Consider the following 15304-nt stretch of genomic DNA (forward strand, 5'->3'; position numbering starts at 1 on the left):
TCGTCCCTAAAGATGAACAACTTACCCAATACTATCAAGGGAATTGCGGGTACTTTGACCAATCTGGATCGCGTTTTTCGAGGAACGCATTTTTGCCTTCTTTCGCCTCTTCGCTGAGGTAATACAGCAAGGTGGCATTTCCAGCGAGCTCCTGGATGCCGGCCTGGCCGTCGAGCTCGGCATTGAACGAGCTTTTCAGCATGCGGATGGCCAGCGGGCTTTTGGCCATGACCTTGCGGGCCCAGGCTACGTAGGTCTCTTCCAGTATTTCCAGCGGAACGACTTTATTCACCAGGCCCATGTCGAGGGCTTCCTGGGCGTCGTACTGGTCGCAGAGGAACCAAATTTCACGGGCCTTTTTCTGTCCGACGATGCGCGCCAGGTAAGACGCGCCAAAGCCACCGTCAAAGCTTCCGACCTTCGGGCCGGTTTGACCGAACCGTGCATTTTCGGCCGCAATGGTCAGGTCGCACACGACGTGCAGTACGTGGCCGCCGCCGATCGCCCATCCCGCCACGGCGGCGATAACAGGCTTCGGGATGGAGCGGATCATCTTCTGCAGGTCGAGTACGTTTAGCCGGGGCGTTGCGTCGGGGCCTACATAACCACCATGGCCGCGCACGCTTTGGTCACCCCCGCTGCAGAAGGCTTTGCCACCTTCGCCGGTCAGGATCACCACACGCACGTCTGCGTCTTCGCGGCAGTGGTACATGGCGTCGATCATTTCCTGTACGGTCAGGGGGGTAAAGGCGTTGTGTACCTGCGGGCGGTTGATGCTGATGCGGGCAATGCCTTCGAACTTGTGGAAGAGAATATCTTTATACTCCTTGACGGGCTTCCAGTCGTATTTAAAGCTCATAGCTCTTTTTTAATTGATGTTTCAAATGTTCGTATAGATTCTTATTGACCGACGTGTCGGTTTCCAGCTCCAGGATCTTGGTCTGACCGTCGAATTCCAGGAAGTCTTTTAACAGGTTGCGCAGCTTGCGTTTGCTGTCGAGCGCCAGGTGGCTGATGCCGTGTTCCTCGCAGAGCTTACGGGCGTTGAGCTTCTGGCGGGTTACAAAGTATTCGGCGGTCTCGGGCAGGTCGCCGGGGCCATCGATCATTTTGAAGATAACACCGCCGTGGTTGTTGAGCAAAACCACGCGTAGATTCGGGAGCGGGTAATTATGCCAGAACGCATTGCGGTCGTAGAAGAACGCCATGTCGCCAGTGATCAACACGTTGGGACGGTCATTGGAAAGCGTGTGGCCTGCGGCGGTACTTGTGCAACCATCAATGCCGCTCGTGCCGCGGTTGGCAAATACCTGAATGCTTTTTTGTTTCGCGGTCAAGCCGATAAAGTTAGCATAGCGCACACTCATGCTGTTGGCCAGGTGCAGGTTGCTGCCTTCGGGTAATGCTTGCAGTACCTCGCGCACCAATTCCAGCTCGCCAAATTCAGGCTGCGGAAAGAAGTCTTCCAATGTGCGCAGGGCGCGACGCTCTTCCACTTCCCAGAACTTGTTGAAGTTGTTTTGTTTCTGCGTTTCGAAGGTAGCGCCCTGCGGCAGGGCGCTGAGGTATAAAAAGAAATCGACGGGGTTGGCATTAAACACCCGCGTGATGCTCTGAAAGGCATCGGCCGCCATGCCTGACGGCTGCAGGTGCCAGTGTGCCCCGGGGGCGTGCTTGCGCAAGTAGAGCTTGAGCTGTTTGGACAACACCGACTTGCCAAAGGTGATGAGCAGGTCGGGCTGCAACGTCTTCCGTACATCTTCAGTGGCGTGTCCCAGAAAGGTGTCGGCGTGACGCACCAGCTTTTCAACGCCGTGCAGGTTGGACGTGATATCGCCCACAATAGGTACGTTGTGTTGCTTAAAGAAGTTGCGCAGGGTGTCGGTCAGCAGACGGTCGTACTCCTGCTGGCCTGTCACGATGAGGATGTTATGATATTGACTCCACTCGGCGGCGATGACTTTTTTCTGCTCCTCGGTGAGCGTGAAGGTAGACGAGAATTCGTCCATCACGCGTACTTCGGCGCTGAACGCAATGGCTTCGCCGGCCGCGGGGTATAGCGGCTCGCGAAAGGGCGCGTTGATATGCACGGGGCCCTTGGGCTCCTGGAAGGAGAGGTTAATGGCCTCGTTGACGATGCGGTTGACGGCCCAGGCACTGTCGGGGTGCTGATAGTCAGCAGGCAGCTGGAATGATTGCTTGACATGGCGGCCAAAGATGCCGGGCTGGTGGATGGTCTGGCCGTCGTGCTGACCGACCCATTCGGCGGGCCGGTCGGCGGTAAACACTACCAGCGGCGTTTCGCTGAACCACGCTTCTGCCACGGCGGGGGCAAAGTTGTAAGCGGCTGACCCTGACGTACAAACAAGAATTGCCGGCGCCTTTTTCTGTTGGGCGATGCCCAGGGCGACAAACCCCGCGCTACGCTCGTCGCCAAAGGTGCGTGTGGCAATAGCGGGATGGCGGGCAAAGGCCAGCGTGAGGGGGGCGCAACGGGAGCCAGGGCAAAGCACAGCTTGGGTGACCCCTTTGCGTGCACACAGCTCGGCAATGTCGTAGATCGGTTGGAAGCGGGTCATGCGTAATTCGTGTGCGAATATGGGGAGGGGGCGGGGAATTTTCAAATGCCTGTTAAAACACTGTCGCTGTTTAATGACTGTATGTAAAAACATCGATTTTGAGGGGACTGCAACCGTATGCAGTTAAGCACGGGTGGTGGAGAGGAACAGTTATTTATTATATTTTGGGTAATGGAGATTCAGCGCGAGTATTTTGTACGATCTGCCGACGAGGTGCTACAGGCCTTGAAGACGGATGCATCGCAGGGGCTTTCTGCCGACGAGGTCCGTCGCCGGCAAGATCAATATGGAAAAAATACCCTGGAGGAGAAAAAGAAGGCGAGCGTGTGGAGGATGCTGGCAAGCCAGTTGGCCAACCCCATCGTGTGGATTCTAATCGCGGCGGCGGCCATAGCCTTTGCGTTTAACCACCTGCTGGAGGGCATTGCTGTTATGATCGTGGTGTTGATCAATACGCTCATCGGTTTTTTTATGGAACGACAGGCGGTGCGGTCGATGGAGAAGCTCAGCAGCATGGCTCGCACGAAGGCCCAAGTACAACGCCAGGGAAAAAAGACCGAGATCGATTCATCCGAGCTGGTGCCCGGTGATATTCTGTTTGTGGAGGCCGGTGATGTGGTGACTGCCGATGCGCGGATTATTTTCGAACATAGTCTGGCCGTGAAAGAGGCCGCGTTGACGGGCGAATCGCTGGATGTCGAAAAGAACACAGAGCCGCTCGGTGCCGATACGCGGACCGCGGACCGTGTAAATTCTATCTTCAAAGGCACGGTCGTAGGGCGTGGTAACGGGCAGGCTGTAGTCGTCGCTACGGGTGAGACTACCGAGTTGGGCAAGATTGCCCGCATGACCGAAGAGGCCGACAAAGAGGCAACACCCCTGAATAAAAAATTACACGCACTCAGTCAGCGCCTGATCTGGCTGACGCTGATCTTGTCCGTACTGATCTTTGGCGCCGGTGTACTGCGCGGTGAAAATTGGTTGTTTATGATCGAGACCGCCATTGCGCTGGCCATCGCGTCGATTCCGGAGGGGCTCCCCGTTATTTCGACCATGGCCCTGGCCCGCGGCATGCTGCGGCTGGCGGATAAACAAGTTGTCGTAAAGACGCTCGAGGCGGTTCAAACCTTAGGGGAAACCGAGGTAATTTTTACCGACAAGACCGGTACACTCACAGAAAACGAAATGCATGTGCAAGTCGTGGCATTGGGCAATCGTACCGAGACGGTGACGGGGGAGCAACACAATCGCGACGGATTGAAAGAGGAACCAGCCTATAAAATGTTTACATACGTGGCCGTGCTTTGTAACAACAGCGCACTGCCGGCGGAAGGAAAAGATGAGAAGGCTGTAGGCGACCCGGTGGAGGTCGCGCTGCTGCGTATGGCGGCCGAGCTCGGTGAAGACGTCGACAAGCTTCGTCAGGAGCAACCGCGCGTGGCGGAGCTACCCTTTGACGCCGATATCAAAATGATGGCATCCACCCACAAACTGGAGAATGAATATTATATCTATGTAAAGGGTGCGCCCGAGGCTGTGCTTGAAAAGTGTCATGCCGAGCTACGCGATGGAAATGAGGCGCCGTTGAACGACCCGGAGGGATGGAAAAAGAAAGCCGACAACCTGGCTGGCCAGGGCTTGCGTATGCTCGGATTCGCCTACCGCCGCACGGACCGGGTACCCGCAGATGACGAAGTGCCCGAAGGCCTGGTATTTCTCGGACTGGCGGGCTTTATCGATCCGCCCCGCGCCGACGTGAAAGACGCGCTGGCGGCCTGTCACGCCGCGGGCATCAAGGTGGCCATGGTGACGGGCGACCACCCGGGCACCGCCCATGCCATTGCCCGGCAAGTGGGCCTGGCCGAAGGTGACGATGTCGTGACGGTCGAGGGAAAAGATATACCGGAAGGCGACCTGCCCGCAGACCTGCAGCAGAAGATCGCGGATGCCGTGGTGTTCTCGCGCGTAGATCCTGCGCAAAAATTACGACTTGTAACATTATACCAGGATCGTCAGATGGTGGTCGGAATGACCGGCGACGGCGTGAACGATGCGCCTGCGCTGAAGAAAGCCGACATCGGCATTGCCATGGGCATACGCGGCACGGAAGCTGCCAAAGAAGCTGCCGACCTGATCTTACGCGACGATGCTTTCCCGTCGATCGTTACGGCCGTGCAGTATGGGCGGGTGATCTTTGAAAACATCCGCACATTCATCATCTACCTCTTGTCGTGTAACATGAGCGAGATCATGATCGTGGCGATCGCTTCTTTCGCCAACCTGCCCTTACCGTTGCTGCCATTGCAAATTCTTTTCCTTAACATGATCACCGACGTTTTCCCTGCGCTCGCCATTGGCATGAGCGAAGGCGAGGAGGGTGTTATGAAGCGGCGCCCGCGTAAATCGTCGGACCCGCTGGTATCGAAGTCTAATTGGGTTTCGGTGGTCACCTATGCGCTAAGCCTCACCGCGGGCGTGATCGGCGCGGAGCTATATGCCGTATTCTACATGGGGCATGAAGAAGGGGTGGTCAACAATATCACGTTTTACACCTTGATCCTGGCACAGCTGTGGAATGTATTTAATATGCCTACACGCGAGGTCTCGTTCTGGCAGAATCCTGTTACGCACAACCGGTATGTGTGGTATGCGCTTGTGTTCTGTGTTGCCGTTACCGTGGTGACCTACCTGGTGCCCCCGATGCGCTCGGTATTGGGATTGGTATCGATACACCCGCAAGGGCTAGTCGTGGTGGTGGTCGCCAGTCTTGTGCCGATTGTGATTGTGCAGCTGCTTAAACGCGTGCTGAAAGTCGTGGAGTAAACTATTTCTTGATCACCTTTACGATCTTCGTATGCTTCTTGTCCTGGAGCGTAACCAGGTATATCCCTGTAGGCAGATGCCGAATGTCCAGCACGTCGTCAGCCAGACCGAAGGACTGCACGCGGCCGGCCAGGTCGGTAATGCTCACCTGCTGCACGGGGACGGCGGTCTCCAGGGTCAGGATGCCGGACGTTGGGTTGGGGTAGAGCCTTACGCCTGCGAGCGGGTTGTTGTCGATACCCGTTACAACGCTGCTTACCCGTAGGGTGCGCGTAACCGGGGGGGCGGCCAGGAAATATTCATCGCCATCCTGGGAGGCAGTGATGTCGGTCTCTCCTTCGCCGTGCAGGCTCACCACGTTGTCTTCGACGGTAGCTACCGCAAGATTAGACGAGGTGAAGGTTACGGGTAATGATGAGCTTGCTGTTGCCGCGAGCGTGAAGTCGGCATCGTCTGGCTTCTTCGTTGCCAGGTTTCCAAAGGTGATGGTTTGGGGGGCTTTGTTTACGGTCAGCGATTGGCCCACGGGGGTAGCCGGGTCATAGGATCCGTTGCCTTCCTGATATGCTGTGATGGTAGTGGTACCGATGCCGCGGATCACGACGAGGTTGCCGGTGATCTCGGCTACGTCGGTGTTCGAGCTTTCATAGGTGATAGCCAATCCCGAGCTGGCGGTGGCTTGCGGATCGAACGGCGCATCGGTATAGACCTTGTCGCTAAGCGTATTGAACGTAATGGTCTGTGACAGTTTTATGAAAATGACCGTGACATCGATATAGTCTGTTTCGATCGCTATGTTCGCCTCGATATTCATGGCGCTCACGTCCATGCTATATGCCTGATCGATAATATAATTGTCCAGTGCGACGGCCGGCACCAGGGTATACGTCTTCGCGGCCAGGTTTGCAAAGCTATAATTGCCGGCAGCGTCGGTATACACGATCTGTACGAGCGTGGTGCCGTCATACAGCAACAGCGGGACGCCGGGGGCCGGTGTTTCGCCTGGTAGTTTTGCCACCCCGGAAATATTCCGGCTTCCTGCTGGAGCAGATGTTGCGCGGCCGGGCGTCAGGTTGGATACCGTGTTGAGGATCGGGGTGAAGAAGGCTTCGTCCCGCAGGTAGGTATAATTTCCCGACAGGGTAGGCGCGAAGGCTCCATAGGTGATAGTGTTCGGGAAGAAGTACAGGGCCCGTGGGTCGGTGTCTGTTACGGTCAGGCTAAACGTATTGCTGCTTGTAATGGGCACCGTTTGTTCACGCGTAATCGTTCCGTCTACAGCTTTGTGATACAGGTACAAGGTGCCGCTCGAGATGTTCGTGCCGTCGCTGCCGATGATTGTGCCGGTGATCACATAGGGCGCCTGCTCGATTTCAAGCGGTGTACTTTGTGTGTTGCTGTAGCAATCTTCGTCGGGGTCGCATCGCACCTCGAGGGAGTAGTCGCCGGCGGCGAGTGCGCCCGGCAGTGTTATGCTCCAATTTTTGGTGATGGTCGCGTTGGGTAATGCAAACGCGAATGGTTCGTTCGGACGAGAGCCTGTGTAGACGATGTTGTTATCGTCATCGCGGATCAGAATCTCGAACGACTGCGTAAACGAGTTGATCGGGCCGGTGTTCTGAATGCTCAACGAGAAGTCAAACGTGACATCGGTGTTGTCGTAGGGTGCCGACGTGAAGGTGATGCTGTTGATCTGGATGGCAGGCTGTACGGGTGTAACGGTAATGGTAGTAGCACTGACCAGGATGTTATTGGTATAGTCAGTTTCCGGGATGGCATTGGTCGCATTTATTTTCCAGATGATGTAGTGGGTGCCGATCAGTGTATTGATGTTTGGCACAGTTTGCGTCACATAGGCGACCTTCCAGGCGCCGGCGGCCAGATAGTCGGGGGCCACCAGATCGGGCTTCAGGTCGGCCGTCAGGTCGTAGTCTCCGGCGTCCAGCGTCTGATCTTCGGAAATATAGACATGCGCGTCATAACCGCCGACACCGGTCGAGCCGTTGTTGACCAGGTCGTATTCTAACTCGATCAGGCCCGTACCACCACTGCTCGTAAATCCCGGTGCAGGCGGTGCATTGTTGGTTACGTCGAGGTCAATGTTGCTGGCGCCGATCGTAAGGGCGGCGGCTATTGTGTTGTTGGTCTCGTCGAGCTCATCGACACTGCCCACGCCATGATCGTCGTCGGCCTTGGCGATCAGGAAGTAGTCGCCCAGGGGAACGGCGGGGATGTTGAGGGTGACCGTTTCATTAAAGACGTCCGGCCCCGCCAGCGGGATGTCGTGCGTGTAAACAAATCTGTCGCCGGCGTCAAGAATGTTATCCGTACTTAGATAAAAGGTACTACTGGTTGATTGGCCGAGGTCGGTCGTGCCGGTATTCTGCAGCGCGTAGTCCACCGTGAGCTGGTCGCCCGCCGGTATGGTGGTGACGGCCGGTGTGAGGCCGGTAAAGAGAAGATCCACATTCTGCATGTTCACGGTATAGCCGGGGAAGATCGCCACGTTATTGTTGTCGTCTGTTTCGGCAACCGTGTTATTCGGATCGATTTGTAGAATGAGATAATAGTTGCCGGCGGCGATATTACCCGTATAGCAGCTCACGGTAACGGCCCGCGTGCCGTTGGCGCCGATGGCGGCAATCGCGTTACTGTTGCCGATTTCCGGATCGTCGGGGCTCAGCACGGCATCGAATGATAACTTCACCTTCAACAAGGTAGATCCGCCGGTAGGTGTGGCGCTATTATTTTTTACCGTCGTGGAGACGTCAAACGTCTGGTACCGGTCTACCGACGTGGGCGCCGTGACGCCCTCAGTGATGAGGTCTTGTGCGTAGGTGGAAACCTGTAGCAACAGCAAAAAAATAACGCAGAGGGAGCGTTTCATAGGCATGTTTCAGTTGGTCCAATCAAAAATAGGCAAATCCCGCGTCCGGTAGCCTTTGGTGTATGAAAACAGCCTACAATGTAATAATTTGGAGTTGTAGATTAATCAATCGTGATCAAAATATTCAAGATCAATATATTATGAGATATTTAGACCGGCGGGTCAAACAACGGTTTGCGCAATGTTTGGAACTTGATCTCGGTCTCGGCCAGCTCGTTCTCGGGTGTAGAATCTACGGTAACACCCGCGCCGGCATACAGGGTAGCCTTGCCGTCGTGTAGTTTGAGACACCGCAGGTTGACGAAGATATGAATGTCGTTGCCGACGTTCACCGGCCCCAGAAAACCCGCATAAAATTCGCGGTCGTAGCCTTCATACTGTTGCAAAAAAGCCGATGCTGGCTCCAACGGCATGCCACAGACCGCCGACGTGGGGTGCAGCAGTTGCAGCATGACCGATCCCAACTGCGGAAAGTTGATCTCTTTCATGTTTACTGTAAAGTCCGATCGCAGGTGAAGCAGGTTGCCCGCGACAACGGTCTTGGGCCCGTATTCGTCGTATTCACGCACGCGAATCTTTTTAAAACAACTGATCACGTATCGCTCCACCAGCGCTTGCTCTTCAATTTCCTTTTGTGTCCACGCGACCGTCTTGAGGTCTGTGCCCGGCACAAACCGCTGTGTGCCCGCCAGGGCTACCGTTTTGAACAAGGTCTTGTCGTGTACATGCACCAACGTTTCGGGTGTGGCACCGAGCCAGCTGCCGGTTTCGGGTGTGCTGACGAACGACACCAGGGCATGGGGATACGCACCGGACAATGTATGAAACGCTTGTACCACGTCGAAGTCCTCCGGCAGATCCACAATCTTACGGCGCGACGGGACAACCTTTTCGAACGAGCTCTTCCCGATCTCCACGACAGCCTTTCGTACCAGCTCAGCATACGATGTTTCGGTTTCCTGACCCGTAGGCGGTACGGTGTAACAGGTGGGGGTATGCGGCGTATAGGGCGTATGCCTCAGTTGTTCTTGCAGCCAGGTATGCGACTGGGTCTCCGCCGGTGTAGTCGCGGGCTGAAGGCTGCCGCCGGCGAAGGTGAACTTGAAGTCGGCGGGCAGAAAAATGCGGTCGTTATTTTTCTGGAAGGGTGCAAATAGAAAACCCGTCGGCAGCTCTTCGAGGGCCGCATCCTGCGAAAGCCGTTGCAGCTTACGCGACAGGATGAGGTGGCAAATGGAGTCGTTGGGAAGGCGCCATACGGCCACGGCGTATTGATTTTCTACAGCATGTCGCAGCAGGTACGCGATGGATTCAATTCCGGTGAGTGAGGCGGTGTGCGGGGAGACGGAAGAAATCGTATTCATGCAGTCGTGCGTCGGCGCTAAATTAATCTTTTTTGTCCAAGACGGCCATGGTAATGCGGCTGATACACACCAGGTCGCCGGCTTCGTTGGTGATTCGGATTTCCCAGACGTGGGTTTTACCACCGATGTGTAGGGGGCGGGTTACACCCTTTACAAATCCCGAGCGTACACCGCGGATGTGGTTGGCATTGATGTCGAGCCCCACACAATACTGGCGGCTGACATCGATGCAGCTGATCGCGGCCACGCTACCCATTGTCTCGGCCAGGGCCACCGAAGCCCCGCCATGTAACAATCCCATGGGCTGATGGGTTCGTTTGTCCACCGGCATTGTTGCTTCCAGGTAGTCTTCGCCGATGGCGGTGAATTGGATGCCCAGCACTTCCGCCATCGTATTCGGTCCCCATTTATTGAGGGACTCGACGGTGATATCATTTCTGAAAATTCCCATAATGTCGGGCAATTTAATAATCGTTACCCAAAATCCACCGGCCCGAACTCCCTTTCGCATAACGCATAACTGCCTGCGATTAGCTATACTTGCGGCCGAAAACCCGAGAAGTTTGAGCACGAAGACCATTTACCTGATCCGCCACGGGCAGACCAACTATAATTTGCAGAACATTGTGCAGGGCAGCGGCGTGGATACGGACCTGAACGATCGAGGACGAGCCCAGGCGCAGGCTTTTTTCGGGGCTTATGGACATATTCCGTTTGACAAAGTGTATGTGTCGGGTTTGCGACGTACGCACCAGTCAGTACAGCCGTTTTTGGACAAGGGCCTTCCGTACGAAGCCTTGCCGGGACTAAACGAGATCAGTTGGGGCAATAAGGAGGGGCAGAAGGTTACGCCCGACGAAGACGAGTACTACCACTACATGCTCAAGCAATGGCAACTGGGGGATACGTCACTCAAAATTGAAGGCGGCGAGAGCCCCAACGATGTTGTGGCCCGCATGGCGCCCGCGATGGAGCACATCATGCGCCAGACGGACGAGAAGACAATCCTGATCTGTATGCACGGTCGCGCTATCCGTATCCTGATGTGTCACCTGCTGCGCTATCCGCTAAAAAGCATGGATATGTTCGAGCACGAAAATCTGTGCTTGTATCTGCTACACCACACGGGGTCGATGTTTACCGTGGAGCGGTATAACGACCGCGATCACTTGCGCGCGTTGAGCTGAGCCAACGCCGACCTAGCTTTACTATCGATGCTATTTTTATACTCGTGCCGCTTGTAAGTCAGGGCGCGTGTAAAGTGTTCTTTGGCTTTTTCCAAATCATTGGCGGCCCATTCAATATAGCCGAGCTGCAAGCTGGCGTTGGGTGCAAAGTACCAGGGCGCATCACCGGCCAGGTCGATGGTGTATTGATAAAATTCGCGGGCGGCAGCCAGGTTGTTGGTTTTGTGCGTGATGCGGGCCTGGCGGTACGCGTACTCGACCTGGTCGCGTTGGGTGACGAGCTCATCGGTGGAAATGGTGGCCAGTGCTTCTTGCGCACGGGGGTAATATCCGCCGTCGGTGAAATACCGCACACGCGTCAGCTTGATGTGCGGCAGCTCGGTTTCGGCCAGGCTGCGGGCGGCATAGCGGTCGGCTTCGGCTACTTCCTTGCCGGCCGAGCGCGCCAGGGTGAAGATAGCTTCGGCGTCGCTGGTGTTGCCGTTCAGCCAATAACACAAGCCGATTTTATACCAGGCGTCTTTGATATAATTCTGCCCTTTGTAGTTGTTGATAAACCACCGGTAGGCGGAAATGGCATGCAGGTATTCGGCCTTCTGCAAGTATACTTCACCTTTCATGTATTCGGCGTAGGAGAGGGGCAGGCCCAGCTTGGGCTCATTGATCTTCAGGAGCATGGCCAGCGCATCTTCGCTTTGTGCATTCTTCATCGCCAGCGAGGCGCTCAGGAAAAGCACCAGCCGGTTGCCAGGGTTCTTTTCCAGGAGGATCCGGGCCTCCTGCATCGCGGACCCAGTCTGTTGTAGAATAAAGCCCTGGGTCAATGCATAGAGCACGTCGGCTTCAAATGCCAGCACATGGTTGGAGTGGCGGAATGATTCGAGCGTGGCCATACCCTGGCCCACGGAGCCTTCCATGTTGAGCAGTCCCAACAACCAGTTATACTTTTCGGGCACCGAGCCAATGATAACATGGAGCAGGCCCTCGGTCTTCTGGATGGCAGTAAATTTTGGATAGCGCTTTTTGATCTCCTGGGTGGCCTGGTAGGCCTGGCGCAGGTTGAGGGCGCCGTCGAACTCGTGGCCGAACTTGAGGTGCACAAAGGCCCATTGCAGGCCGATCTCCGCCTGCAGGAACAACTCGTCTACCGACGAGACTTTTGTCTTGCGGGCCAGACGCTTCTCAAAGCGATCTTCATATTCGGCAAATTTCTCGGGGTCTTCCGTCACCAACAGCTCGAGGGCCTCGGCCAGGGCTATGACATAATGCTCGGAGACCGTCCTGGGGTTGGGAATGAGCGCATGGGCCTCGGCCGTCTGCAGGTTCAGGGCGAGCGCGTAGGCCCGGCGTTCGTGCTCCGACAATGTAAAATCCTGGGCTGTGCCCCAACCGGGCATAAAAAAAAGGCAAGCCAACAGGCCTGCCTTCCCAAAAATATTGTAAACCGGGTTATTCAACTTTCTTTCTACGGTTAGGTACGATAACCGGTGTTTTTGCGCTTTTAGGTTTATCTCCTTCATCGAGTGAGTCCATGTCGACATCTGCTAAGATACGACCCGAGTGCTCATCGATCACAATTTTCTTCTTCTCGCGAATTTCAGCAATCTTCTGAGGCGGGATGACAATGTTACATCCTTCTGCCGCACCGCGTACTACCCGTACCACAGCCAGGCCGTTTGTCAGGCTGGTGCGGAGACGCTCGTAGTATTTCAGCAGTTTATCTTCAATCTTTTTGGCCGCCTTTTCACGTTCCGCCATCAGGCGTTTCTCTTCTTCCTGGCTTTCGGCCAGAATATCGTTCAGCTCTTTTTTCTTGTTGTCCAGGTGCTCACCACGCTCGGCCACCAGGGTGTTGGTCTTTTCTACCTCGTCCTTCTTGTCGGTAACGCTCTCTTTTCCTTCTTTGATCTTTTTCTCGCAGATCTGAATTTCCAGTTCCTGAAGCTCAATTTCTTTGGTGATGGCGTCGAATTCGCGGTTGTTTCTAACGTTCTTCTGCTGTTCGGTGTATTTTTTGATGAGCTTTTCGGCTTCTTTAATGCCTTCTTTATGTTTTTTGTTGCCTTCTTCGATATCCTTCAGCTCAGTTTCGTAACGGGTCTGGCGGGTTTTGTAGCCTTCTATCTCATCCTCCAGGTCTTGAACTTCGTCGGGCAGGTCGCCGCGGAGTTTCTTAAGTTCATCTAATTTACTGTCAATGGATTGAAGTTTTACAAGCGCTTCCAGCTTTTGTGCTACTGATTGATTTTCCATTTATAGATAGCTTATGGGATTCGTGACAGTTTTTGAAAAAATGTTCGCAAAAGTATGAAATTTTTTCATTAAAACCTCTTGCAATAGTTCTTTGGTAAAGACTTCGCTTTCATAATGCCCGATGTCGGCGATAACAATGCGGCCGTCGGCATCGAAAAATTCATGGTATTTGAAGTCTGCGGTAACCAGAACGTCAGCCTCGGCCCGAATGGCATCCTGGAGTAGAAAGCTGCCCGCACCGCCGCAAATAGCGACTTTTTGAATGTTTTTGGGGAGGATTGCTGTATGCCGAAGCATTTTCAGGTTCATACTACTCTTTAAACCCTGTAGGAACGCCAATGGTTCAATAGGTGTTGCAAGCTGTCCAATCATACCCGCACCAACCTCCTGATTTTCATTGATTAAAGGCGTAATATAATACGCTACTTCTTCATATGGATGATTTTTTCGCAGCGCTGCCAGTAAATCGCTGCGCCGATGCGTTGGAAAGATTACTTCGGCGCGTATTTCGCGTACCTGTTCTTGCTGGTGCGCTTGGCTAATATGCGGATTGGCTGCTGCTGTAGGCAGAAAGGTGCCGGTGCCCTCTACCCGGAAGCTACAATTTTTATACTCACCGATCTGACCGGCCCCGGCTTCATGCAACGCGGCCAGCACCTTTTCAGTATCGGCCTCGGGAATAAACGTCACCAGCTTCTGCAAGGTGTCCGGGCGCGGGGCCAGGATGCGGAGGTTCGTCAAGCCGATCTTGTCGGCAATCATGCGGTTTACACCGGTGTGTACGTTGTCAAGGTTAGTGTGGATGGCGTACAAGGCGATGTCGTGACGGATCGCCAGCATGACCGTACGCTCGACGTAGCTGCTGCCGGTGAATTTCTTCAGGCCTTTGAAAACGATGGGGTGGTGTGCTACCACCAGGTTACAGCCGCTGTCAATCGCTTCCTGGACTACCGCCTCGGTGCAGTCAAGCGTAATGAGGATGCCCGTTACCCCGGCTTGCGCGTCCCCCACCAACAGGCCGCTGTTGTCATACGATTCCTGGTAGGCCCGGGGTGCAATGGATTCAAGGTAATTGGTAACATCTTTTATCTTTACGGCCATATACCTGCGAATATATACAAAAAGGCATGATCCTGCTCCGCATCTTATTATTCCCCTTTGCCCTCTTATACCGCGTCCTTACCGGCTTGCGGAATTATGCTTATGATCGGGGCCTGCGCCCCGTGGCCTCCTTTGACGTGCCGGTGATTACCGTCGGCAACCTCACGGTGGGCGGCACCGGCAAGACACCAATGATCGAGCACCTGATCCGGTTATTACAAGGCGACCACCGGGTGGCTACACTCAGCCGTGGCTATGGCCGGGAGACCAGGGGATTTCGCCTGGCCGGCCCCGGCGACACGGCCCGTACCCTGGGCGACGAGCCCGCGCAGTTCTATCGTAAGTTTGGTGCTTTGGCGACGGTCGCGGTAGGCGAAGACCGCGCATTTGCTATTCCCAATATTCTACAAGAACATGAAGACACCGCCGTTGTGCTGCTCGACGACGCCTATCAGCACCGGCGGGTGAAGCCTGCGTTTACCATTCTGTTGTCGGACTACAACCGTCCCTTTTACACCGACCTGTTATTGCCGGCGGGCCGGCTGCGCGAGTCGCGTGGGGGCGCCGCGCGGGCCGATGTGGTCGTGATTACGAAATGCCCGCCGGAGATTCAGGAGGAGGAGTGTATCGAGATTGAAAAACAGGTGCGCCGCTATACGCAGACGCCCATTTTTTTTACCACCGTGCGCTACGGTGCCCCCACGTCGTTTGGCGAGCACCGGCAGACGGTGCCGACGGCGGAGGTAATCCTGCTGACGGGCATTGCCCAGGCGGGGCCTTTAAAGAAATATGTGGCCTCGAACTATACGATAATGGCCCACCTGGCATTTGCCGATCACCATGCGTATACAACCACCGACCTGGACACGCTGCGCCGGCTTGCTCAGCAGCATCCGCATGCCAACATCCTGACGACGGAAAAAGACATGGTCAAGCTGGTAGACGTGCAATTGGCGGAGGCCCGCGCCGGGCTGCCGTTCTTTTTTTTGCCGATCGAAGTGGAGTTTGTCAAAAATGGTGAGGATTTTGATGCTATGATCCAAAATGTTATCGCTCGTGACTAGCAGAATTAATCGCATTAAACCTCACAAATCATTTAAAAACCTATTT

General features: G+C 54.9%; 11 protein-coding genes. 3 read left to right on the plus strand and 8 right to left on the minus strand.

All coding sequences use genetic code 11. The annotated features are described in order from the left end of the window. Nucleotides 1–34: 34 nt before the first annotated feature. Together menB and menD are read right to left on the minus strand one after the other, a co-directional pair. Nucleotides 35–859, minus strand: coding sequence for a 1,4-dihydroxy-2-naphthoyl-CoA synthase (gene menB / locus KK062_RS15045; protein ID WP_254085139.1), 825 nt, complete (start codon nucleotides 857–859; stop codon nucleotides 35–37). Beyond that, nucleotides 849–2579 carry a 2-succinyl-5-enolpyruvyl-6-hydroxy-3-cyclohexene-1-carboxylic-acid synthase gene (gene menD, locus KK062_RS15050; RefSeq protein WP_254085140.1) on the minus strand — a complete coding sequence of 577 codons (1731 nt, stop codon included), beginning with the start codon at nucleotides 2577–2579 and terminating at the stop codon, nucleotides 849–851. Before menD ends, menB begins: the two co-directional genes overlap by 11 nt. Nucleotides 2580–2696: 117 nt before the next feature. Between menD and KK062_RS15055 the strand changes: the two genes are divergently transcribed. After that, entirely contained in the window at nucleotides 2697–5402 is a 2706-nt protein-coding gene (locus KK062_RS15055; protein WP_254085141.1) for a cation-translocating P-type ATPase, read from the plus strand. Between the two features lies 1 nt (nucleotide 5403). Here the strand turns inward: KK062_RS15055 and KK062_RS15060 are convergent, their stop codons facing one another. From KK062_RS15060 to KK062_RS15070, 3 genes are all read right to left on the minus strand, one after another. Beyond that, complete coding sequence (locus KK062_RS15060) at nucleotides 5404–8289, minus strand: CARDB domain-containing protein (protein WP_254085142.1); 2886 nt, start codon at nucleotides 8287–8289, stop codon at nucleotides 5404–5406. A 149-nt stretch (nucleotides 8290–8438) separates the two neighbouring features. Then, complete coding sequence (locus tag KK062_RS15065; RefSeq protein ID WP_254085143.1) at nucleotides 8439–9653, minus strand: chorismate-binding protein; 1215 nt, start codon at nucleotides 9651–9653, stop codon at nucleotides 8439–8441. A 22-nt stretch (nucleotides 9654–9675) separates the two neighbouring features. Next, complete coding sequence (locus KK062_RS15070) at nucleotides 9676–10104, minus strand: hotdog fold thioesterase (protein ID WP_254085144.1); 429 nt, start codon at nucleotides 10102–10104, stop codon at nucleotides 9676–9678. 112 nt (nucleotides 10105–10216) lie between these two features. On the opposite strand from KK062_RS15070, the gene KK062_RS15075 reads away from it, so the two are divergent. Beyond that, the gene (locus KK062_RS15075; RefSeq protein ID WP_254085145.1) at nucleotides 10217–10840 is read left to right on the plus strand and encodes a histidine phosphatase family protein; all 624 of its coding nucleotides are present in this window, start codon (nucleotides 10217–10219) and stop codon (nucleotides 10838–10840) included. Here KK062_RS15075 and KK062_RS15080 read toward each other — a convergent pair. Genes KK062_RS15080 through KK062_RS15090 form a run of 3 tightly spaced genes read right to left on the minus strand, consistent with a single transcriptional unit; the run spans nucleotide 10819 to nucleotide 14194 of the window. Then, nucleotides 10819–12237 carry a tetratricopeptide repeat protein gene (locus KK062_RS15080; RefSeq protein ID WP_254085146.1) on the minus strand — a complete coding sequence of 473 codons (1419 nt, stop codon included), beginning with the start codon at nucleotides 12235–12237 and terminating at the stop codon, nucleotides 10819–10821. The two genes, KK062_RS15075 and KK062_RS15080, sit on opposite strands and share 22 nt — an antisense overlap. A 52-nt stretch (nucleotides 12238–12289) precedes the next feature. Then, a complete protein-coding gene (locus KK062_RS15085; protein WP_254085147.1) occupies nucleotides 12290–13093 on the minus strand; it encodes a zinc ribbon domain-containing protein in 804 nt (267 codons plus the stop codon). Next, nucleotides 13094–14194 carry a Nif3-like dinuclear metal center hexameric protein gene (locus KK062_RS15090; RefSeq protein ID WP_254085148.1) on the minus strand — a complete coding sequence of 367 codons (1101 nt, stop codon included), beginning with the start codon at nucleotides 14192–14194 and terminating at the stop codon, nucleotides 13094–13096. Nucleotides 14195–14220: 26 nt separating this feature from the next. Between KK062_RS15090 and lpxK the strand changes: the two genes are divergently transcribed. Further along, on the plus strand, nucleotides 14221–15258 hold the full coding sequence (gene lpxK, locus KK062_RS15095) for a tetraacyldisaccharide 4'-kinase (protein WP_254085149.1): 1038 nt from the start codon (nucleotides 14221–14223) through the stop codon (nucleotides 15256–15258). Nucleotides 15259–15304: the final 46 nt, after the last annotated feature.

It is taken from the genome of Dawidia cretensis (assembly GCF_018598175.1).
GTDB classification, from domain to species: domain Bacteria; phylum Bacteroidota; class Bacteroidia; order Cytophagales; family Cyclobacteriaceae; genus Ohtaekwangia; species Ohtaekwangia cretensis.

Coding starts and splice junctions, on each gene's coding strand:
- menD (WP_254085140.1), bottom strand. CDS start 2,579: ATGACCCGCTTCCAACCGATCTACGACATTGCCGAGCTGTGTGCACGC.
- KK062_RS15070 (WP_254085144.1), bottom strand. CDS start 10,104: ATGGGAATTTTCAGAAATGATATCACCGTCGAGTCCCTCAATAAATGG.
- KK062_RS15090 (WP_254085148.1), bottom strand. CDS start 14,194: ATGGCCGTAAAGATAAAAGATGTTACCAATTACCTTGAATCCATTGCA.
- KK062_RS15085 (WP_254085147.1), bottom strand. CDS start 13,093: ATGGAAAATCAATCAGTAGCACAAAAGCTGGAAGCGCTTGTAAAACTT.
- KK062_RS15060 (WP_254085142.1), bottom strand. CDS start 8,289: ATGAAACGCTCCCTCTGCGTTATTTTTTTGCTGTTGCTACAGGTTTCC.
- KK062_RS15055 (WP_254085141.1), top strand. CDS start 2,697: ATGCAGTTAAGCACGGGTGGTGGAGAGGAACAGTTATTTATTATATTT.
- KK062_RS15065 (WP_254085143.1), bottom strand. CDS start 9,653: ATGAATACGATTTCTTCCGTCTCCCCGCACACCGCCTCACTCACCGGA.
- lpxK (WP_254085149.1), top strand. CDS start 14,221: ATGATCCTGCTCCGCATCTTATTATTCCCCTTTGCCCTCTTATACCGC.
- KK062_RS15080 (WP_254085146.1), bottom strand. CDS start 12,237: ATGCCCGGTTGGGGCACAGCCCAGGATTTTACATTGTCGGAGCACGAA.
- menB (WP_254085139.1), bottom strand. CDS start 859: ATGAGCTTTAAATACGACTGGAAGCCCGTCAAGGAGTATAAAGATATT.